Raw genomic sequence first — 18471 nt, forward strand, 5'->3', positions numbered from 1 at the left:
CGGGTCGCCGAGCGGCGTGGCCGCGGCACCGTCGAACGCCACGCGCGCCGCGCGACCACCGTCGTGCGTGCGGTAGCCGGTGCGCTCCACCCCGTCCGCGGACGGGTCGACGAGGAACACGCCGACGCCGGCGTCGGTGCGGGCCGTGACGACCAGCAGGTCGGCGCGGGCGCCGTGCAGCACCGGTTCCTTGACGCCGGACAGCGTCCAGGCGTCACCGGACTGCGTCGCGACGACCGCGTCGGCGATGTCGTGGTGGGCGAAGGAGAGCACGAGCGCGCCCTCCGCGACCCGGCCGATCACGTCGGATCGCTGCTCGGGCGAGCCGAGGTCGGCGACCAGGCCACCAGCCAGGATCGTCTCGAGGTACGGCTCGGGCGCGAGCACCCGCCCGATCTCCTCGGCGACGATCGAGACCTCCACCGGTCCGGCACCGAAGCCACCGTCCTCCTCGGCGAACGGCAGGCCCAGCGCGCCGACCTCGGCCAGCTGGCGCCACACGTCCTCGGAGAAGCCGGGGTCGGTCTTGGTGATCTCGCGACGGGTCTCCGTCGAGTCGTAGCTCTTGCTCAGCAGGCCGCGGACGGCGTCGCGCAGCGCGGTCTGCTCGGAGTCGAGGGTGAAGTCCATGGCTGCCTCACAGTCCCAGGATGGTCTTGGCGATGATCTGACGCTGCACCTCGTTGGAGCCGCCGTAGATCGACGCCTTCCGGTAGTTGAGGTACTGCGGGGTGCTGACGCGGGCCCAGTCCGGCACGCCGGAGCCGTCGCCGGCGCCCGACGCGAGCGAGAGCGGGCCGGCCAGGTCGACGTACAGCTCGGTGACGGCCTGCTGCAGCTCCGTGCCGCGCAGCTTCAGCACCGAGGAGGCCGGGTGCGGCTTGCCGTCGGCCGAGTGCGCGACGACGCGCAGCGCCGTCAGCTCGAGCGCGAGCAGCTCGTTCTCGAGGCCGGCGACGCGCGTGGCGAGCACCGGGTCGCCGGCGATGCGGTCGCCGGCGAGCTCCTTCGCGGCGGCGAGCCAGCGCTTCGTCGACCCGACCGGGGCCACGCCGACGCGCTCGTTGCCCAGCAGGAACTTCGCGTAGTCCCAGCCGCGGTTCTCCTCGCCGACGAGGTTCTCGGCCGGGACGCGGACGTCCTCGAAGAAGACCTCGTTGACCTCGTGGCCGCCGTCGATGAGCTCGATGGGGCGCACCGTCAGACCGGGGGAGGTCATGTCGATCAGCAGGAAGGAGATGCCCTGCTGCCTCTTCGGCGCCTCGGGGTCGGTGCGCACGAGCGTGAAGATCCAGTCGCCGTACTGGCCGAGCGTGGTCCACGTCTTCTGGCCGTTGACGACGTACTCGTCGCCCTCGCGGCGGGCGACGGTGCGCAGCGACGCGAGGTCGGAGCCGGCGTCGGGCTCCGAGAAGCCCTGCGACCACCAGATGTCGAGGTTCGCGGTCGGGGGGAGGAAGCGCTCCTTGACCTCCTGCGAGCCGAACGCGGCGATGACCGGGCCGACCATGGAGGCGTTGAACGCGAGCGGCGCGGGCACGCTGGCGAGCTGCATCTCCTCGTGCCAGATGTGGCGCTGCAGCGGGGTCCAGTCCTTGCCGCCCCACTCGACGGGCCAGTTCGGCACGGCGAGCCCGGCAGCGTTCAGGATCTGCTGCGTCTCGACGATCTGGTCCTTCGTCAGCTCACGGCGGGCCGCGACGGTGTCGCGGATGGACTGCGGGACCTGGGTGGTGAAGAACGTGCGCATCTCCTCGCGGAACGCGGCGTCCTCCTCGGACAGGCGAAGCTTCATGGCAACTCTCCGGTCAGTAAGCGCTTGCTTAGTCAGCACGATACGCCCTGCCCCGTCAGCCTGCCAGGGCCCCACGACGTCGGCCCGGTGAACGGGTCGGGGTCAGCCGCGGCGACCGCGTCCGGTGCGGGCGCGGAGGGGGCCGACCAGACGGGGACCGGCCAGGCGACGCTCCAGCCGGCGGGCCTCGTGGCCGAGCGGCTGCGCGACGTACTGCCCGAGCAGCACGCCGGACGCGAGGGCGATGGCGATGCCCGCTGCCGTGATCATCGGCAGCAGCCCGCTGATGTCCTCGCCCGCGAGGAGCGAGAGCGCCCGGTAGATCGACAGACCGGGCAGCAGCGGGACGATGCAGGAGACCACCACCACGAGCGGTGGTACGCGGAAGTTGCGCGCCATGTAGTAGCCGAGGAAGCCGATCGTGAACGCTGCGGCGCCCGCGGCGCCCGGCCGGCCGACGTCGGACTGGGTCACCAGCAGGAAGGCCCCGGACGTCAGTGCCGCCAGCAGGGCGATCGGCGTCACGATGCGCTTCGGGGAGTAGGCCGACACCGCGAACGCGCCGGCGGTGACGCCCGCGCCCAGCATCACGCCCGGCAGCTGCCCCAGGCCGGAGGCGCCCGGGTCGATGCTCAGGTCGAGCCCGAGCCACTCGCCCACGTGCAGGCCCGCGGAGACGCCGACGATGATGCCGACGGTCGCGATCATCACCTCCATCAGGCGGGCGTTGGCGGTGATGGTGAACCCGGTCAGGGCGTCCTGGATCGCACCGATGAAGCCCAGACCGGCCAGCAGCATGACGATCGCCGCCGTGACCACGACCGACGGGTCGACGGGAGCCGGCGACGCGGCGACGGCCACCGCGATGAGCGTGCCGACGAGTGCGCCGGCGACCTGGGAGTAGAAGAACGGCAGCCGCAGCCGCTCGATCCGGCGCTGCACGACCTCGATGACCGATCCCGCGACCGCGGCCACCGCGAGCACGATCCAGGTGCCGCCCAGCAGCAGCGCGATCCCGGCGCCGGTCACGCCCCAGCTGGCGGTGATCGCCCAGCGGGGGCGCGGGTGACCGGTCGAGGCGATCCTCAGCACCGACGAGGCCGCCTCGTCACGGTCGATCTCGCCGGCGAGGAGCGCCCGGACCAGCAGGTCGACCGCCGTGAGGTCGGCGTAGTCGACCTCACGGTGCGTCACGTGCCGCCGCATGACGATGGGCGTGTCGTCGACGCTCTCCTGGTGACTGAGGGTCAGCGACGTGAACGTGACGTCGACGAGCGTGTGCCGCAGCCCGAGGTGGTGCGTCACCGACGCCATGGTGGCGGTCACGTCGGCCGCGCCGGCCCCGTTCGACAGCAGCAGCTCCCCGATCCTCAGGGCGAGGTCGAGCGTGCGCTGAACGTCCTTGGTGTCGCTCACGGGCACCATGGTGACGGGTGGTCCCCGGCGCCTGCGGGGCGGCCACGGCGTCGGCTGCCGTACCCTTCGGCTCTCGGTACTCTCAGGGTCGAGGAGGTCACACCATGTCGGACATCGTGGACGACGGACTGGACGGGCGGCTCGCGGCGATCGCGCAGCAGCTCGCCGCCGAGGACACCCCGGAGAGCACGTCCGAACGGCTCACCACCCTGGCGCTGGAGCTCGTGCGCGGAGCCTCCGACGCGGGCGTCTCGCTCGTGCGCGGGCGCGGCCGCGTGGAGACCGTGGCGCCCACGAGCGACCTCGTCGCGTGGGCCGACGACCTGCAGCACGAGCTGTCCGAGGGTCCCTGCGTCGACGCCCTGCACGCCGACGAGGTCGACGTCCCCGACCTGGCCGCCGACCCGCGCTGGCCGTCGTGGCGCCCGAACGTGGTGGGCAAGGGCGTGCGCTCGATGTTCTGCGTGCAGCTGGCTCTGGCCGACCGCGAGCTGGGCGCCCTCAACCTCTACGCGACCGAGCCCGAGGCCTTCGACGAGGCCGACCGGATCGCCGCCCGCCACCTGGCGAGCCACGCCGCCATCGCCATCGCCTCGGCCCGCGAGCGCAGCACCCTGCAGGAGGCGCTCGCGACCCGCACCGTCATCGGTCAGGCCGAGGGCATCCTCATGGAGCGCTTCGGCATCGACGCCGACCAGGCGTTCGGCGTGCTCGTCCGCTACTCCCAGCACCGCAACCAGAAGCTGGCGGTCGTCGCGAGCGAGGTCGTGCGCACGCGCACGCTGCCCGACGACGTCTGAGCGCTCGCGGACGCGCGAGGTCACGTCGGCTCAGGGCCGCCCCGGTCGCCCGGGGCCTGCTCGGGGAGCTCCCCGTTCTCCACGAGGTGACGTGCGACGTCGCGCAGCTTGAGGTTCAGGTGCTGCGAGTGCCGCACGAGGACGCCGAACGCGCGCTCCACCGACAGGTCGTAGCGCTCCACGAGCATCCCGATACCGATGCCGATGAGACGACGGGCAGCCACGGCACGGTGCAGGCCGTCGCGGTCGAGCGCGACCGAGAGGGCCGACGACGCCACCGTCGCGACCTCGCCGAACGCGACGACCTCGGCGTCGGAGAACGCGTCGGTGCGGTCGGCGTGCACGGCCAGCACGCCCGGTGGTCGGTGCATCGTCCGCACGGGTGCGACCAGGACGGAGCACACCCCCAGCCCGACCAGCGTGGTCGACCAGGTCGGCCAGCGGGCGTCGAGGGACGTGTCGCGGACGACGACGATGTTCTCGGCGAGGTCGTCGGGGCCGGGGCCGCCGGCGATCCCCAGGGCGACCGACGCCAACGTCGTCGAGGTGGCGACCAGGTCGTCGACGTCGTGCGGCGTCGCCAGGACGAGCCCGCCGTGCGGCGTGCCGGCCGCGGTCGTGGCGAGCGTCACGACGTGGCGCGCCAGCGCGGGCGTGGTGGGAGGTCCGTCACGGAGCGGGTCCGGCGGAACGGGGGAGTGGGTCAGGGCGACCACCTCCAGGCGTGCGAGGTCGTCGGCTGCTGCTCAACCGAGGGACAGCGAACCACAGGGGTCCGGTGCGTCCCTCGACCGGGTCACTCCTCGTCGATCAGGCCCTCCTGCCGAGCCTCCTCCACCAGGCGGCGCACGTTCTCCGTCCGGCCGCAGTCGGCGTCGATCTGCTGGTTGCGCTCCGTCGCGAACGCCTCGCCGAGCCGGGCGAGGACCTCGGGGCCGAGCTCCTCGCGCGCCGGGTTGAGGATCGTCAGCTCCTCCTCGGTGAGGTGGTGGCTGATGAGGCGGGTCAGCTCCTCGACGGCGTCGTCGAACTTCTGGGTGTCGGTCGAGGCGCACTCGAGGACGGCCAGGAGCGCCTCGTTGCCCTCGGCGTGCTCGTGCTCGCCGTGGTCGGCCTCGTGGGCGTCCACCGCGCGCCGCTTCTTCAGCTGTGGGTACACGTGCCGCTCCTCCGCCTCGGCGTGCGCGACGTGCAGGGCCGCGAAGGCCTGGCGGACGGCATCGCGGTCCGACGCGGTGCTGCGCAGCTGGCGCAGCAGGTCCTCGAAGCGACGGTGGTCGTCGAGGATCAGGTCGACGACGTCGCCCGAGACGGGCCGGCCCAGGTCGATGGTGGTGTCGATGCTCATGCGGCGAGCGTAGGCACGGGGGAGACCCTGCGCACGTCGGCGCATGGCCGGCGCCGCGCCGGGTACGGCGTGCACATGACCCGTCTCCTGGAGACCGCGCGCGACCGTCCCGGCGTCGTCGTGCTGAGCGTCGACGACGACCGGGACCGCCAGCAGCTGCTCGCCCTCGAGGACGCGCCCGACCGCGACGCCGTGCTCTGCCTGGTGCCCGCCGACGTGGACCCGCCGGCGGACACGCAGGCAGCGTGGCACCGGCTGGCCCGGCGGCGGTTCGTGCTGGTCCTGCGGCACGACGGCGTGTGGTGCCGTGCGCGACGTCAGGACGTGCCGGACGGCCTCGGCGCGGTGTCGACGGTGGCCCGGTGGGTCGCCCGGCGCACGGAGCCCGGGCTACGGATCATGCTGCTCGAGCCCAACGTCGTCGAACACGGCGTGGACGAGCCGGCACCCGACGTCCTCGGCCGGTCCGAGATGCATGGCTTCCGGATCCGGGGGAACGTCGAGGTCACGACCGTGACCGAAGGAGTCCGCATGACCCTCGCGCCCGATGCACCCCTGCCCGACCCCGACGTCGAGCCGGTCGAGCCGACCGACCCCGACGACGTGCCCGAGGTCCCCCTCGAGCCGACCCCCGCCCCCGACGAGACAGGTATCCGATGAGCGACGGCTTCCCCGCCCAGCAGCAGGACCCGCCCGGCAGCACGGCGGCGATGGACCCCCGGCCCGACCACGGCGAGGAGTCCTACGTCGGTCACGGCAGGCTCGAGGGCAAGGTCGCCCTGGTGACCGGTGGTGACTCCGGCATCGGCCGCGCCGTCGCGATCGCCTACGCGCGCGAGGGCGCCGACGTCGCCTTCACGTACCAGCCCGAGGAGGCCGACGACGCGGCCGAGACCACGCGGTGGGTCGAGGACGCCGGGCGTCGCGCGCTCGCCGTCGAGGTCGACCTGCGTGATCGTGCGGCGTGCGACGACGTCGTGGCCCGCACGGTCGACGAGCTGGGTGGCCTCGACGTGCTCGTGAACAACGCGGGCTACCAGATGGCGCGGGAGGAGGGCATCGAGGCGATCACCGACGAGAACCTCGACCGGGTCCTCAAGACCAACCTGTACGCCACGTTCTGGCTCACGCGGGCGGCCGTGCCGCACCTGCGCGAACGTCGCGGGAGCGTCGTGAACAACACGTCGATCCAGGCGTACGAGCCGTCGACGTCGCTGCTGGACTACGCCTCGACGAAAGCCGCGCTCAACAACCTCACGGTCAACCTCGCCGCCGAGCTCGGCGGCGACGGCATCCGCGTGAACGCCGTGGCGCCCGGCCCGATCTGGACGCCGCTGCAGCCCGCCACCCAGCCTCCGGAGAAGCTAGAGCAGTTCGGCTCCGACACCCCGCTCGGTCGCGCCGGGCAGCCCGCCGAGGTCGCGCCGGCCTTCGTGTTCCTGGCCTCCGAGCGCGACGCGAGCTACGTCTCTGGCACCGTGCTCGGGGTGACCGGCGGCAAGCCGGTCTTCTGAGCCGCCACCCACCGAGGAGGACACCATGCCCGCAGGCAAGGACGCGCGCGACGAGCCGTCGCTGAAGAACCCCGAGATGTACGAGTCGCTGCGCGACGACGGCGCCTCGAAGGAGAAGGCGGCGCGGATCTCCAACGCCGCCGCGCGCGACGGCAAGAAGACCGTCGGCAAGCGCGGTGGGGAGTCCGGGTCGTACGAGGACTGGACGGTCGAGGAGCTGAAGGACCGGGCCAAGGAGCTCGGCGTCGAGGGCTACTCCGACCTGCGCAAGGACGACCTCATCGAGAAGCTCCGGAACCACTGACCGCGCCTCCGATCCACGTCGTCCCCCCGGGCGGTAGGCCTGCCACCTCACCCCGAGGGGCGGTGGCTCAGACACCCCTCGATGGTCTCGAAGGGTGCTCCACCTACCGCTGTGGCGGATGGGGTGGCTCACCTACCGCCCGGAGGAGGGCGTGGGCTGGGAGGATGGCGTCATGAGCGACGCCGTCCCGGACCCGTCCGCGCCCGAGCCGGCGCAGCCGGGCATCGGCGACCTCACGGCCGGGGCGCTGGTGTTCGGCTCGTCCGCGGCGGTGCTCGTGGTCGAGATCGTGGCGCTGCGGCTCCTCGCTCCCTACCTGGGGCTGACGCTGGAGACGTCGACGACCGTCATCGGTCTCGCCCTCGCGGCGATCGCGGCGGGCTCGTGGGCCGGCGGGCGCGCCGCCGACCGCATCGACCCCCGCAGCGCCGTCGCCCCGCTCCTCGGCGTGTCGGGCGTCGTGGTGGCCCTGACGCCGTTCGCCGTCCGCGCGTCTGCCGAGCCGGGCTCGTCGGCACTGCTGTTCCTGGTCGCGGCCGCGACGATCGTCGTGCCGGGCGCGCTGCTGTCGGCGGTCACGCCGATGGTCACGAAGCTGCTCCTGCACGACCTCGACGAGACCGGGACCGTCGTGGGCCGACTCTCGGGCATCGGCACCGTCGGCGCCATCGTCGGCACCGTCCTCACCGGGTTCGTGCTCATCTCCCACGTGCGGGTGAGCGCCATCCTGGTCGGCCTCGGCGTGCTCCTCGGCGTCGCCGCCGCGGCGTTCGAGCTGCGTCGACGCGGCCCGGCGGTCGGGCTGCTCGCCGTCGGCGGCGCCCTGCTGGCCGGGGGCACCGCAGGGCTCGTGCCGAGCGGCTGCGAGGTCGAGACCACCTACCACTGCGCGACCGTCGAGGCCGCCGGCAGCAGCACCGGCGGCCGGCTCCTCGTGCTCGACGGCCTGCGGCACTCCTTCGTCGACCTCGACGACCCCACGTACCTCGAGTTCTCCTACACGCGCGCCTACGCAGCGGCGATCGACACGATGTTCCCGGGCGACGGTCCGCTGAGGGCCCACCACCTGGGCGCGGGCGGCGTGACGATGCCGCGCTGGCTCGCCGCGACCAGGCCCGGCAGCACGAGCGTCGTCTCCGAGATCGACGGCGGCGTGGTCCAGCTCGACCGCGACGACCTCGGGCTGCGGACCAGCCGGGCCCTGCAGGTGCGGGTGGAGGACGGCCGGCTCGGCATGCGCGACGTCGACGCGGGCAGCCTCGACCTCGTCGTGGGTGACGCGTTCGGCGGGGTCAGCGTGCCGTGGCACCTGACGACGCTCGAGATGCTCGACGAGGTGCACCGTGCGCTGGACGGCGACGGCGTGTACGTGCTCAACCTCATCGACCACGGCCGGCTGCGGCTCGCCCGCGCCGAGGCGCGCACGCTGCAGGAGCGGTGGTCGCACGTCGCCGTGCTCGGTGCGCCGGCCCCCGACTCCTCCGGGCCGACGTCGACCGGCAGCCCCGCCTCGACGGACGAGGTCGAGGGCGGCAACCTCGTGATGGTCGCGTCGCAGCGTCCGCTCGACGTCGACGCCCTGCGCGCCCAGCTCGACGAGCGGCAGGTGGGCTGGACCGTCCTCTCCGGCTCCGCCCTCGACCGCTGGGTCGGCGACGCACCGGTGCTCACCGACGACTACGCGCCGGTCGACCAGCTGCTCACGACTCGCGCGGGCGCCTGATCCGGCGCCCGCGGCGTCGGGCCCGGGACCAGGTGCCGACGATCGCGGCGCGCAGCGCCCCCGGTCGGAAGGCGTCGCCGCGTCGGACGGGGTCCTGGGGTCGGTGTGGTCGGCGGTGGTCGCTCATCGGTGCCTCCTGCGGTCTCACCCGCGGCGTACCCGACGCGCCTGCGCGCATGCGGACGACCCCGGGCTGTCGGCTCAACCCGGGGACGTCCTGGTGCCAGGCTGTACCCGGCGGGCCGGTCCCGCAGGCCGAGAGGAGCCGTCGTGGCCCTCAGGCGGCGGCTTCGCCCACCTCGCGTCGCAGCCGCGTCAGCAGGTTCGACAGCCGTCTCGACACCTGCATCTGGCTGATGCCGAGCCGGGTCGCGATCTCGCGCTGCGGCAGCTCGTCGACGAACCGCCAGGCGAGCAGACGTCGGTCGTCCTCGCTCAGGTTGTCCCGGAGGGAGCGGACGGTCAGCCAGGCCTCGACGCGGGCGTAGCCGGCGTCGTCGTGCGCACCCGCGCCGAGCTCGTCGTCGATCCGGTCGCTGGTGAAGCAGCTGCTCGCCGCCATCGCCTCGCGGACGTCGGCGAGCGGCACGCCGAGGCGGGCGGCGAGGGTCTCGGGCGCGACAGGTCCGGCGCCCGTCTCCCGCGCGATCTGCGCCTGCAGGTCCTGCAGCCGCCGGGGCGGACGCACGCTCCAGGCGAAGTCGCGGAAGTAGCGCTTGATCTCGCCGCGGATCGTGCTCGCGGCGAACGGCGCGAACGCGCCGACGCCGGCGTCGAAGCGTTCGGCGGCCTTCACGAGGGCGAGGCGAGCGACCTGGAGCAGGTCGTCGTCCTCCACGCCGCGGCCGCGGTAGCCGCGGGCCAGTCGCGCGGCGAGGTCGAGGTGCTCGGTGACGAGCGGGGTGCAGTCAGCCATGTCGGTCCCCCCAGAGGACGGTGACGTGATGGCTGCTGCTGAACCGCCCCCACTGTCGCCCCGTGCCGCGCGGGCCGCAACTCGGCGTGGTTCGCCCGGCGGCGTGTGGGGTACGCGGAGGACGTGGACACGACAGCCCCGACCCCCGACCACGCCGCCTCCGCGGCGACGGAACCGAGCACCCGGACCGTCTCGTTCGGACCGCTGGAGATCCAGGTCGACGGGACCGTCCTCGAGCCCCGGCCGTGGACGTACGCCCAGTCGACGTGGGCCGCCGAGCTCCTCGATAGCCTGCCGCCCGGCGACGTGCTCGAGCTGTGCGCCGGCGCGGGCCAGATCGGCCTGGGCGCCGTGCACGGCACCGGGCGGCGGCTCGTCATGGTCGACGCGGAGCCCCGGGCCTGTGCGCTCGCCCGGGTCAACGCCGAGCAGGTCGACGAGGACGTCGAGGTCCGGGAGGGCCGCTTCGACGCCGTGCTCGACCCTGGGGAGCGGTTCGCGCTCGTCGTGGCGGACCCTCCGTGGGTGCCGAGCCAGCGCGTCGGGGAGTTCCCGGACGACCCGGTGTGGGCGATCGACGGCGGCATCGACGGTCTCGAGGTCGCCCGACGTTGCGTGCGGACGGCGTCGCGGCACCTGGCGGCGGACGGCCGCGTGCTGCTGCAGCTGGGCAGCGTCGAGCAGGTCGAGGTGCTCGACCACACGTGCGAGACGTCCGGCCTGGAGGTCCTGGCCGTCCGGGAGGCCGGCGAGGCCGGCTCGCGGGGGGTCCTGGCGCTGCTGGGACCGGAGGCCTGGACGGGTCCGCGTCCGCAGGAGGGTTGACGTAGGACCGTTCCCGTGGTGCCGTGGGAGGGAGGTTGAGCCAGCAGCCGCACTCGCACGACGAGAGGCAGCACCATGGACTCGACCGATCCTGACGCCCGGACCTGCGAGACGCTCGACGAGGCGGCCCACGCCTCGCCGCTGGAGCGGTTGCGGCTCCAGAACGGCGTCGTCACCGAGTACACGCCGATGGCCCGACGTCTGGCACGGCGCTACCGCGACCGCGGCGTGGAGGCCGACGACCTCGAGCAGGTGGCCCGGCTCGGGCTGGTCAAGGCGGTGCGCCGCTTCGACCCCGCCCACGGGTCGTTCGCGGCCTACGCCGTGCCCACCGTCCTGGGCGAGCTGCGGCGCCACTTCCGCGACAAGGCGTGGGCCGTCCGTCCGACGCGCTCCACGCAGGAGCTGCAGAGCGCGGTCAACGCGGCGCGGGACGCCTTGCGCACGGAGCAGCAGCACACGCCGACCGACGACGAGGTGGCAGAACGGCTGCACGTCAGCCGCGCCGAGGTCCGTGAGGCCGACGCCGCGCACGACGCGTTCGCGCCGCAGTCGCTCGACCGTCCGTCGGCCGTCGACGGCCTGCCGGGGCACGAGCACGTGGGCGCCGAGGACCCTCACCTCGACGCCGTCGAGCGGCTGCAGAGCGTCGTCCCGGCGGTGCGGTCGCTCCCGGTGGAGGACCGTCGGCTGCTGGAGCTGCGGTTCGTCGACGACCTGACGCAGCGCGAGATCGGCGAGCGGCTCGGCATCAGCCAGATGCAGGTGTCGCGGCGGCTCTCGCGGGCGATCGACCAGGTCCGCGACCGCATGGGCGACCTCGACGGCTGAGACGCATGGCGCGTCCCTGTCGGGGAACGCCCTGCCCATGAGCACATCGCAGCACGACCCCGACCGGGCCGAGACCCAGGACGACACCGGCACCGACACCGACACCTCCACCGACGACCGTCGACCCGACGAGAAGCCCTTCGGCGACGACGCGCAGGATCGCCAGGGCGACGACGCCGCCAGCGGCGGCTCCTGACGCGTCATGGCGCGGGGGCCGGGTACGTGGAGCACATGAGCACCTTCGGCAGCACGCCCCATTCCGGCCCCGGCACCCACGGGAACGCGCCGGTCGACCCCGCGACGTCCCCCGAGACCGAGCCCGACACCGACGAGCCCCCCACCGAGCCGTCGCTGGACGCGTCGGAGCTGGAGGACGACGAGGACGACGACTGAGCGCCGGCCCGAGGGCGGCGCCGGGGCCGTCCGTGGGCCCGGTCGAGGTGTGGACCTGCCGGTTCGCCGGTAGAACCGGACCATGAGCACCTTCGGCGGCACCCCGCAGTCCGGTCCCGGCGCGAGCGAGACGCGTCAGGTCGACCCCCGCACCTACCCCGGCACCGAGCCCGAGGCCGACGCCACGCAGGCGGAGCCGTCGCTCGACGCGTCCGAGCTGGACGACGAGGAGCAGGGCGGCAGCGACGAGGAGTCGTCCGCGTCCTGACGCGGGGCTCCCTGCGGCCCAGGTCGGATGGTGCTCAGTGCACCAGTGCCCGCGCGGCGGCCCGGTGGTGCGCCTCGGCGAGCCGGCGGTCCTGCTCGGCGGCCTGCTCGGCCAGCATCTCCAGCTCCTCGCGGTCGAGCGCCGCGTGCACGTCGACCACCGCGAGCAGCGCCTGCCATCCCGCGCGCTTGCCGCTGACGGCCACCCGCATCGCCTCCAGCTCGACGAGGTCGGTGAGCGGGGTGCGCTCCGTCCACGACCCGTTGGGCTTGAGCCGGGCGGCGCGTTCGCCCGCCCGCGCCGCGAGCGTCATCAGGTAGGCCTCGCCGACGCCCAGGTCGTCGGCCATGCGGCGCAGGCGCCGACGCTCGTCGAGCAGCTCCTCCTGGATGTCGCGGACGAGGGTGGCCGCGTCGGGGTCGAGCAGCCCGGCCGCGCTGCGACCGAACAGGTCGATGCCGGCGGCCGACCCTGCCAGGTGCGTGTGGACGTGGTGGGCGATCGGGGATCCTCCAGGTACGAGCATGCCCCCGTGGTACCCGGTCCGCCCGGCTCGACGCAACGTCGGGGCGTGCCGTGCGTCGCGTCCGGGTCGGGGCGTCGGACTCCTGTCGTCGGGTACGTCCCGCGTGACCCATCCCGACCCGAGGAGGACCCGTGAGAGCAGTGACGTGGCAGGGACGCCGTGACGTGCAGGTGATGGACGTGCCGGACCCCCGCATCGAGGACCCGACCGACGTGGTGCTGAAGGTGAGCAGCACGGGGCTCTGCGGCTCCGACCTGCACCTCTACGAGGTGATGGGACCGTTCATGCACGCGGGTGACGTGCTCGGCCACGAGACGATGGGCGAGGTCGTCGAGGTCGGGTCGGGGGTCTCGCGGCTCTCGGTCGGCGACCGCGTCGTCGTGCCGTTCCAGATCTCCTGCGGCGACTGCTTCATGTGCCGTCGGGGGCTGCAGACGCAGTGCGAGACGACGCAGGTCCGCTCCTCCGGCATGGGCGCGGCGCTGTTCGGCTACAGCGAGCTGTACGGCAGCGTGCCGGGCGGGCAGGCGGAGTACCTGCGCGTGCCGCACGCCGACTACGGCGCGATCACGGTCGGTCCCGACCTGCCCGACGAGCGCTACGTCTACCTCTCCGACGTCATGCCGACGGCGTGGCAGGCGGTGCGCTACGCCGACGTCCACGAGGGCGACACGCTCGTCGTCGTGGGGCTGGGGCCGATCGGCGACATGGCCTCGCGCCTCGCGCTGCACCACGGCGTCCGCGTGATCGGCGTCGACCTCGTGCCCGAGCGTCTCGAGCGCGCCCGTGCCCGCGGGGTGGAGGTGCTGCACGTGGAGCAGGACGACGTCGCGGCCGCGGTGCTCGAGGCGACGTCAGGACGCGGTGCGGACGGCGTCGTCGACGCGGTGGGCATGGAGGCGCACGGCTCGCCCGGCCCGTCGGCGCTGCAGAAGGCGGCCGGGCTGCTGCCCGACGGTCTCGCGAAGCAGGTCATGACGTCGGCGAGCGTCGACCGGCTCGCGGCGCTGCACCTCGCCACCCAGCTCGTGCGACGGGGCGGGACGGTCTCGCTGTCCGGCGTGTACACCGGCACGCACGACCCGATGCCGATGCAGCAGCTGTTCGACCGGCAGGTGACCCTGCGCATGGGACAGGCGAACGTGAAGCGCTGGGTCGACGACCTGCTCCCGCTGGCCGAGCGCTCGGACGACCCGCTCGGCCTGGAGGACTTCGCGACGCACCGTCCGTCGCTCGAGGACGCCCCCGAGGCCTACAGCGCCTTCCAGAAGAAGCAGGACGGGACGGTCAAGGTCGTCTTCAAGCCCTGACCACCCCCGATGTGGAACGTCATCGCCCCTTTCGAGCGCTGGAAAGGGCGATGACGTTCCGCATCGCGGGGAGGTCTCAGGCGAGGCGCTTGTGGGTGCCGTCGCACCAGGGGCGACGCGCCGACGCCTCGCAACGGCAGAGCGCGACGACCGGGCGGCGCGCCTGCGTGGTCTCGCCGTCGGCGTCGACGACGAAGCCGACGCCGCGCACGAGCGCCGGGCCCTGCGCGGCGAGCTCGCGCAGGGCCTCGCGGGGCGACGGCCCGGTGCGGTCGCTGCTCATGCCGGCACCGCCGCCGGCACGAGGCGCTCGGCGCACCGGTCCTCGAGGTCCACGCACACGAACGCCCCGAAGAGCACCTCGCGCTCCAGCGCGGGGTCGCCCTCGGTCGCGAGGTCGCAGATCCGACGGGCCAGGTGCTCGTGCACCGCGTCCGCCTCGACGTGCTCGTCGTAGTACCGCCACACCGGCTCCGCGAACCCGAGCCGCTGCAGCCCGCGCACCATGTCGGCGCTGGGCAGCGCGCTGGTCGCCTCGAAGGCCGCCAGGTGGCCGAGCGCGGCGTGGATGAGACGACGGTTGAGGCACAGCAGCGAGATCGCGTTGTTGAGCGTGAGCGTCTCCTCGTCGGCGTCGTCCACGTACGCGCCGTAGGTGGGGTCGAGCCCGGCGGCCTCGAGGGCCTGGGCGAACAGGTGCTGGTGGACCAGATCCGGTTCGCCGTCGCCGAGCTCGTCGTACTGGAGCTCGGTCAGGGCGGCCTTCGCGGCGGGACGCAGCCGCGGCAGCAGGAAGCACTGCGGGTCCGCCTCCTTCAGGTGGTACACGCTGCGCTGCACCAGGATCCGCTCCACGTCCTCGACGCTGGCCCGCTCCCGCACGAACCGGGCGACGCCGGGCGTCTGCGTGTCGGCCGAGACGAGATCCTCGACGGTGCCCGGGACGGTCGCCTCCGCGAACCGTCGCCGCAGCCACGCCTCGAGGTCGCGCGACAGCCGGTTCCGCAGCCGCAGGACGTCGGGCGACCACTCCAGGTCGGGGTCGACACCGTCGAACCCGCGGTAGGCCAGCTCGTGCAGCGTCCAGAGCGCGAGCGCGTGGTCGCGCGACGTCGGGTCGGGCGTGTCGGGCAGCTCGAGCAGGGGCGTGCCGGACTCCAGGTGGTCGTGCACGGCCCGGCTCACCGGGCCGCACGGCGTGGGGATCCTCATGACCGACACGTACCCCGGGTACGGGCCGGCGACACGTGCGTGCGGGGGAGGGACGGTTCGGTCGAGCAGGAACGGGTACGGGAGGAGTGGGTGACGCGGTCCCGGTGCCCGCCTCGCGCAGTGTGGGTGCCGGGCCGCGCCGCCCCAGGTGCCACCCCTGTCGCGCGACCGGCGGCCGTGCGGATCGGTGCCCGTCGGCCCGCGGGACGCGGTCGCGTGTCCTAGGCTCTCCTCGGCGAGATGCCGGGGGAGCACGAGGAGGCACGATGACCGACTGGCGGCCCGACGTCCTGGGCGACGGCTACGAGCAGCTCACGTACGCGCTGGGCGACGACCCGGACGGGCAGGGCGAGGTGTTCGCCACGCTCGTGCGACGCACCTGGACCGAGGCGGAGCCGGCGCGCCGGGCCGTCCTCTACGTGCACGGCTTCAGCGACTACTTCTTCCAGACCGCGATGGCCGACTTCTTCGCCGACCGCGGGTTCGCCTTCTACGCGCTCGACCTGCGCAAGTGCGGCCGGTCGCGGCGCGAGGGCCAGACGGCCCACCACGTCACCGACCTCGCGCACTACGACGTCGAGCTCGACCGCGCGCTGGCCACGGTCCGGGCGGAGGTGCCCGACGGTCCGGTGCTGCTGTCGGCGCACTCCACCGGCGGCCTGGTGCTCCCGCTGTGGCTCGACCGCCTCAACCGGGGTCCGGGCGGCTCGAAGGGCGCCGGGATCAGCGGGCTCGTGCTGAACAGCCCGTGGTTCGACCTGCAGGGCAAGCCCTGGATGCGCGAGGTCGGCACGCTCGTCATCCGCGGGATCGGCCGGGTCAAGCCGTTCGACGTCATGAAGCTGCCGTTCACCGATGCCTACGGCAGCAGCCTGCACGTCGGTGCCCACGGGGAGTGGGACTACGACGTCGCGCTGAAGCCGCTCAACGGGTTCGAGGTCACCTTCGGCTGGCTCGGTGCCGTGCGCGCCGGCCAGGCGCGTCTGCACCGCGGGCTCGACGTCGGCGTGCCGTCGCTCGTGCTGCGCTCGGACAAGAGCCGCTTCGCGCGGTCGTGGTCGGAGGAGGTCGACCGTGCCGACGCCGTGCTCGACGTCAAGCAGATCGCCCGCTGGGCCGGCTGCCTCGGCGACGCGGTCACGTCGCTGCCCGTCGCGGACGCCCGGCACGACGTGTTCCTGTCGCTGAAGGAGCCGCGTGAGGCCGCCTACGAGGCGGTCGACACCTGGTTGCGCACGACCTCGCTGGTCTGACCGGCGCAGCGTGGCGCGGTGGGGTACACCTGGACCGTGACCGCCATGCCGATGTTCCCGCTCGGGACCGTCCTGCTCCCGGGAGGCCTGCTGCCCCTGCGGTTGTTCGAGCCGCGCTACCTGGCGCTGCTCGCCGACGTCCTCGCCGACGACGAGCCCGAGATCGGGTTCGTGCTGATCGAGCGCGGGGTCGAGACCGGCGGCGGCGACTCCCGGTTCTCGACCGCGACGGTGGGCCGCGTGGTGCAGGTCGAGCCGCGGCAGCAGGAGATGGGTCTGGTGGCCGTGGGCGGACGGCGGGTCGAGGTCGAGGGCTGGCTGCCCGAGGACCCGTACCCGCGGGCCAAGGTGCGTGAGCTGCCGCCGCTGGAGCTCGACGTCGACCTGGTCGCGGTCGCCGAGGTGCACGAGCGCGCCACGACCGCGGCGGTGCGGCTGGGTGCGATGCCTCCCGAGCCGCCGCCCCACGACCTCGAGGCCGCCTGCTGGCACCTCGCGGACGGCTGCCCGGTGGGCCCCTACGACCGGCTCGGCCTGCTGCGGGCGACGTCGGCGAGCGCCCTCCTGGCGGCGGTCGAAGACGCCTACGAGCAGGCCGTCGTGCTGCACGAGGCCTTCGGCTCCGGTGGCTGACCGCACGCCGTGACCGGTGTCGGGCGGCGCGGCTAGGCTCGGGGCCGTGGATGCCCCTCTCGCCCTCTACCGCCGGTACCGTCCCGAGACGTTCGCCGAGGTGATCGGGCAGGAGCACGTCACCGACCCCCTCCGCCACGCGCTGGCCGCCAACCGGGTCAACCACGCCTACCTGTTCTCCGGCCCGCGCGGCTGCGGCAAGACCACGAGCGCCCGCATCCTGGCCCGCGCGCTGAACTGCGAGCAGGCGCCGGTCTCCGACCCGTGCGGGGAGTGCCAGAGCTGCCGCGACCTCGCGAGAGGCGGCCCGGGCAGCGTCGACGTCATCGAGATCGACGCCGCGAGCCACGGCGGCGTCGACGACGCCCGCGACCTGCGCGAGCGCGCGTTCTTCGCGCCCATCAGCAGCCGGTACAAGGTCTACATCATCGACGAGGCGCACATGGTGAGCCCGCAGGGCTTCAACGCGCTGCTCAAGCTCGTCGAGGAGCCGCCGCCGCACCTGAAGTTCATCTTCGCCACCACCGAGCCCGACAAGGTGATCGGCACCATCCGGTCCCGCACGCACCACTACCCGTTCCGGCTCGTGCCGCCGAAGGCGCTCGGGGACTACCTGAACCAGCTGTGCGAGGCCGAGGGCGTGCGCCTCGAGCCGGCCGCGCTCCCCCTCGTGGTCCGCGCCGGTGCCGGCTCGGTGCGCGACACCCTCAGCGTCCTCGACCAGCTGCTGGGCGGGGCCGGGCCGGAGGGCGTCACCTACGACCTCGCCGTGCAGCTGCTGGGGTACACGCCCGACTCGCTGCTCGACGAGGCCGTCGCGGCGTTCGGTGCGTCCGACGGCGCCACGGTGTTCGGCGTCGTCGACAAGATCATCGAGTCGGGGCAGGACCCACGGCGCTTCGCCGAGGACCTGCTGCAGCGGCTGCGTGACCTGGTCGTGCTGCGGGCCGTGCCCGACGCTCTCGTCACCGGTCTGCTCGACGTGCCGGGCGACCGGGCCGAGCGGCTGCAGAGTCAGGCCACGTCGTTCGGTCCGGCCGACCTGACGCGCATGGCCGACATCGTCAACGCGGCGCTCACGGAGTTCCGCGGTGCGACCGCGCCGCGCCTGCTGCTCGAGCTGATGTGCGCGCGCATCCTGGTGCCGGCCTCCGACGCGTCGGGTGTGGTCGCCCGCGTCGACCGGCTCGAGAAGCGACTCTCGATGGGCGGCGTGCCGGCCGACCAGGTGCCGGTCGACACCCGTCCCGCTCCGGCGCCCAGCGTCGAGGCGGCGGCCCCAGCACCCCAGACGCCCGCACGCCAGACGCCCGCACCCCAGACGCCAGCGGCCCAGTCGTCTGCGGCCCAGCCGTCCAGCCCGCGCGAGGCGGCGCTGCGGCAGGCCGGGGCTGCGGCGTTGCC

Annotated in this window: 24 protein-coding genes; 14 read left to right on the forward strand and 10 right to left on the reverse strand. The window is 73.7% G+C overall.

The annotated features are described in order from the left end of the window. From NH339_RS12330 to NH339_RS12340, 3 genes are all read right to left on the reverse strand, one after another. A partial coding sequence (locus NH339_RS12330; protein ID WP_253025701.1) for an acyl-CoA dehydrogenase family protein occupies positions 1 to 630 on the reverse strand: 630 nt, incomplete at its 3' end. Positions 631 to 637: 7 nt separating this feature from the next. Next, positions 638 to 1795: an acyl-CoA dehydrogenase family protein gene (locus tag NH339_RS12335; RefSeq protein WP_253025703.1), complete on the reverse strand. Its 1158-nt coding sequence runs from the start codon at positions 1793 to 1795 to the stop codon at positions 638 to 640. Between the two features lie 102 nt (positions 1796 to 1897). Further along, positions 1898 to 3220 (reverse strand): threonine/serine exporter ThrE family protein, encoded by a 1323-nt coding sequence (locus NH339_RS12340; protein ID WP_253025705.1) that lies wholly within the window; start codon positions 3218 to 3220, stop codon positions 1898 to 1900. Positions 3221 to 3315: 95 nt separating this feature from the next. Here NH339_RS12340 and NH339_RS12345 point away from each other — a divergent pair, with 95 nt between their 5' ends. Further along, complete coding sequence (locus NH339_RS12345; RefSeq protein ID WP_253025707.1) at positions 3316 to 4011, forward strand: GAF and ANTAR domain-containing protein; 696 nt, start codon at positions 3316 to 3318, stop codon at positions 4009 to 4011. Positions 4012 to 4031: 20 nt separating this feature from the next. On the opposite strand, the gene NH339_RS12350 is transcribed toward NH339_RS12345, so the two are convergent. Both NH339_RS12350 and NH339_RS12355 read right to left on the reverse strand, forming a co-directional pair. Further along, positions 4032 to 4727: a GAF and ANTAR domain-containing protein gene (locus tag NH339_RS12350; protein ID WP_374208289.1), complete on the reverse strand. Its 696-nt coding sequence runs from the start codon at positions 4725 to 4727 to the stop codon at positions 4032 to 4034. 80 nt (positions 4728 to 4807) lie between these two features. Then, the gene (locus tag NH339_RS12355) at positions 4808 to 5359 is read right to left on the reverse strand and encodes a hemerythrin domain-containing protein (RefSeq protein WP_253025711.1); all 552 of its coding nucleotides are present in this window, start codon (positions 5357 to 5359) and stop codon (positions 4808 to 4810) included. A 75-nt stretch (positions 5360 to 5434) separates the two neighbouring features. On the opposite strand from NH339_RS12355, the gene NH339_RS12360 reads away from it, so the two are divergent. The 4 genes from NH339_RS12360 (at position 5435) to NH339_RS12375 (ending at position 8900) form a co-directional block, all read left to right on the forward strand. Continuing rightward, positions 5435 to 6019: a hypothetical protein gene (locus NH339_RS12360; RefSeq protein WP_253025713.1), complete on the forward strand. Its 585-nt coding sequence runs from the start codon at positions 5435 to 5437 to the stop codon at positions 6017 to 6019. Further along, entirely contained in the window at positions 6016 to 6873 is an 858-nt protein-coding gene (locus tag NH339_RS12365; protein WP_067853690.1) for a glucose 1-dehydrogenase, read from the forward strand. The genes NH339_RS12360 and NH339_RS12365 overlap by 4 nt, the downstream gene beginning before the upstream one ends. 25 nt (positions 6874 to 6898) lie before the next feature. Next, on the forward strand, positions 6899 to 7177 hold the full coding sequence (locus tag NH339_RS12370; RefSeq protein ID WP_253025715.1) for a Rho termination factor N-terminal domain-containing protein: 279 nt from the start codon (positions 6899 to 6901) through the stop codon (positions 7175 to 7177). Between the two features lie 172 nt (positions 7178 to 7349). Continuing rightward, on the forward strand, positions 7350 to 8900 hold the full coding sequence (locus NH339_RS12375; RefSeq protein WP_253025716.1) for a fused MFS/spermidine synthase: 1551 nt from the start codon (positions 7350 to 7352) through the stop codon (positions 8898 to 8900). On the opposite strand, the gene NH339_RS12380 is transcribed toward NH339_RS12375, so the two are convergent. Both NH339_RS12380 and NH339_RS12385 read right to left on the reverse strand, forming a co-directional pair. Beyond that, positions 8878 to 9027, reverse strand: a complete 150-nt coding sequence (locus NH339_RS12380; protein WP_253025717.1) for a hypothetical protein — start codon at positions 9025 to 9027, stop codon at positions 8878 to 8880. The two genes, NH339_RS12375 and NH339_RS12380, sit on opposite strands and share 23 nt — an antisense overlap. A 150-nt stretch (positions 9028 to 9177) precedes the next feature. Continuing rightward, entirely contained in the window at positions 9178 to 9816 is a 639-nt protein-coding gene (locus tag NH339_RS12385; protein ID WP_253025718.1) for a sigma-70 family RNA polymerase sigma factor, read from the reverse strand. A gap of 123 nt (positions 9817 to 9939) precedes the next feature. On the opposite strand from NH339_RS12385, the gene NH339_RS12390 reads away from it, so the two are divergent. From NH339_RS12390 to NH339_RS12410, 5 genes are all read left to right on the forward strand, one after another. Then, a complete protein-coding gene (locus NH339_RS12390) occupies positions 9940 to 10641 on the forward strand; it encodes a class I SAM-dependent methyltransferase (RefSeq protein ID WP_253025719.1) in 702 nt (233 codons plus the stop codon). A 75-nt stretch (positions 10642 to 10716) separates the two neighbouring features. After that, positions 10717 to 11472 carry a sigma-70 family RNA polymerase sigma factor gene (locus NH339_RS12395; RefSeq protein WP_253025720.1) on the forward strand — a complete coding sequence of 252 codons (756 nt, stop codon included), beginning with the start codon at positions 10717 to 10719 and terminating at the stop codon, positions 11470 to 11472. A gap of 37 nt (positions 11473 to 11509) precedes the next feature. Then, positions 11510 to 11668 carry a hypothetical protein gene (locus NH339_RS12400; RefSeq protein WP_253025721.1) on the forward strand — a complete coding sequence of 53 codons (159 nt, stop codon included), beginning with the start codon at positions 11510 to 11512 and terminating at the stop codon, positions 11666 to 11668. 35 nt (positions 11669 to 11703) lie between these two features. Further along, entirely contained in the window at positions 11704 to 11865 is a 162-nt protein-coding gene (locus NH339_RS12405; RefSeq protein ID WP_253025722.1) for a hypothetical protein, read from the forward strand. Positions 11866 to 11947: 82 nt separating this feature from the next. Then, positions 11948 to 12133: a hypothetical protein gene (locus tag NH339_RS12410; protein ID WP_253025723.1), complete on the forward strand. Its 186-nt coding sequence runs from the start codon at positions 11948 to 11950 to the stop codon at positions 12131 to 12133. Between the two features lie 34 nt (positions 12134 to 12167). Here NH339_RS12410 and NH339_RS12415 read toward each other — a convergent pair whose 3' ends face one another. After that, positions 12168 to 12659 (reverse strand): hypothetical protein, encoded by a 492-nt coding sequence (locus tag NH339_RS12415; RefSeq protein ID WP_253025725.1) that lies wholly within the window; start codon positions 12657 to 12659, stop codon positions 12168 to 12170. A gap of 131 nt (positions 12660 to 12790) precedes the next feature. Between NH339_RS12415 and NH339_RS18890 the strand changes: the two genes are divergently transcribed. Then, on the forward strand, positions 12791 to 13969 hold the full coding sequence (locus NH339_RS18890; protein WP_253025727.1) for an alcohol dehydrogenase catalytic domain-containing protein: 1179 nt from the start codon (positions 12791 to 12793) through the stop codon (positions 13967 to 13969). A 76-nt stretch (positions 13970 to 14045) separates the two neighbouring features. On the opposite strand, the gene NH339_RS12425 is transcribed toward NH339_RS18890, so the two are convergent. After that, entirely contained in the window at positions 14046 to 14252 is a 207-nt protein-coding gene (locus NH339_RS12425; protein ID WP_253025729.1) for a CDGSH iron-sulfur domain-containing protein, read from the reverse strand. Beyond that, a complete protein-coding gene (locus NH339_RS12430) occupies positions 14249 to 15181 on the reverse strand; it encodes an iron-containing redox enzyme family protein (RefSeq protein ID WP_253025731.1) in 933 nt (310 codons plus the stop codon). Before NH339_RS12430 ends, NH339_RS12425 begins: the two co-directional genes overlap by 4 nt. 266 nt (positions 15182 to 15447) lie before the next feature. On the opposite strand from NH339_RS12430, the gene NH339_RS12435 reads away from it, so the two are divergent. The 3 genes from NH339_RS12435 to NH339_RS12445 all read left to right on the forward strand — a co-directional run. Continuing rightward, positions 15448 to 16434 (forward strand): alpha/beta hydrolase, encoded by a 987-nt coding sequence (locus NH339_RS12435; protein WP_253025733.1) that lies wholly within the window; start codon positions 15448 to 15450, stop codon positions 16432 to 16434. A 45-nt stretch (positions 16435 to 16479) separates the two neighbouring features. Further along, entirely contained in the window at positions 16480 to 17067 is a 588-nt protein-coding gene (locus NH339_RS12440; protein ID WP_253025744.1) for an LON peptidase substrate-binding domain-containing protein, read from the forward strand. A gap of 46 nt (positions 17068 to 17113) precedes the next feature. Beyond that, positions 17114 to 18471 (forward strand): DNA polymerase III subunit gamma and tau (locus tag NH339_RS12445; protein WP_253025735.1); only part of this gene is annotated, 1358 nt, incomplete at its 3' end.

The sequence above is a fragment of the Aeromicrobium sp. CnD17-E genome (genome assembly GCF_024124745.1).
GTDB lineage: Bacteria > Actinomycetota > Actinomycetes > Propionibacteriales > Nocardioidaceae > Aeromicrobium.

Excerpts from the sequence above, each read along its gene's own strand:
- NH339_RS12335 (WP_253025703.1), bottom strand. The coding sequence starts at position 1,795 with ATGAAGCTTCGCCTGTCCGAGGAGGACGCCGCGTTCCGCGAGGAGATG.
- NH339_RS12340 (WP_253025705.1), bottom strand. The coding sequence starts at position 3,220 with ATGGTGCCCGTGAGCGACACCAAGGACGTTCAGCGCACGCTCGACCTC.
- NH339_RS12345 (WP_253025707.1), top strand. The coding sequence starts at position 3,316 with ATGTCGGACATCGTGGACGACGGACTGGACGGGCGGCTCGCGGCGATC.
- NH339_RS12355 (WP_253025711.1), bottom strand. The coding sequence starts at position 5,359 with ATGAGCATCGACACCACCATCGACCTGGGCCGGCCCGTCTCGGGCGAC.
- NH339_RS12360 (WP_253025713.1), top strand. The coding sequence starts at position 5,435 with ATGACCCGTCTCCTGGAGACCGCGCGCGACCGTCCCGGCGTCGTCGTG.
- NH339_RS12365 (WP_067853690.1), top strand. The coding sequence starts at position 6,016 with ATGAGCGACGGCTTCCCCGCCCAGCAGCAGGACCCGCCCGGCAGCACG.
- NH339_RS12370 (WP_253025715.1), top strand. The coding sequence starts at position 6,899 with ATGCCCGCAGGCAAGGACGCGCGCGACGAGCCGTCGCTGAAGAACCCC.
- NH339_RS12375 (WP_253025716.1), top strand. The coding sequence starts at position 7,350 with ATGAGCGACGCCGTCCCGGACCCGTCCGCGCCCGAGCCGGCGCAGCCG.
- NH339_RS12380 (WP_253025717.1), bottom strand. The coding sequence starts at position 9,027 with ATGAGCGACCACCGCCGACCACACCGACCCCAGGACCCCGTCCGACGC.
- NH339_RS12385 (WP_253025718.1), bottom strand. The coding sequence starts at position 9,816 with ATGGCTGACTGCACCCCGCTCGTCACCGAGCACCTCGACCTCGCCGCG.
- NH339_RS12395 (WP_253025720.1), top strand. The coding sequence starts at position 10,717 with ATGGACTCGACCGATCCTGACGCCCGGACCTGCGAGACGCTCGACGAG.
- NH339_RS12400 (WP_253025721.1), top strand. The coding sequence starts at position 11,510 with ATGAGCACATCGCAGCACGACCCCGACCGGGCCGAGACCCAGGACGAC.
- NH339_RS12405 (WP_253025722.1), top strand. The coding sequence starts at position 11,704 with ATGAGCACCTTCGGCAGCACGCCCCATTCCGGCCCCGGCACCCACGGG.
- NH339_RS12410 (WP_253025723.1), top strand. The coding sequence starts at position 11,948 with ATGAGCACCTTCGGCGGCACCCCGCAGTCCGGTCCCGGCGCGAGCGAG.
- NH339_RS12415 (WP_253025725.1), bottom strand. The coding sequence starts at position 12,659 with ATGCTCGTACCTGGAGGATCCCCGATCGCCCACCACGTCCACACGCAC.
- NH339_RS12425 (WP_253025729.1), bottom strand. The coding sequence starts at position 14,252 with ATGAGCAGCGACCGCACCGGGCCGTCGCCCCGCGAGGCCCTGCGCGAG.
- NH339_RS12430 (WP_253025731.1), bottom strand. The coding sequence starts at position 15,181 with ATGAGGATCCCCACGCCGTGCGGCCCGGTGAGCCGGGCCGTGCACGAC.
- NH339_RS12435 (WP_253025733.1), top strand. The coding sequence starts at position 15,448 with ATGACCGACTGGCGGCCCGACGTCCTGGGCGACGGCTACGAGCAGCTC.
- NH339_RS12440 (WP_253025744.1), top strand. The coding sequence starts at position 16,480 with ATGCCGATGTTCCCGCTCGGGACCGTCCTGCTCCCGGGAGGCCTGCTG.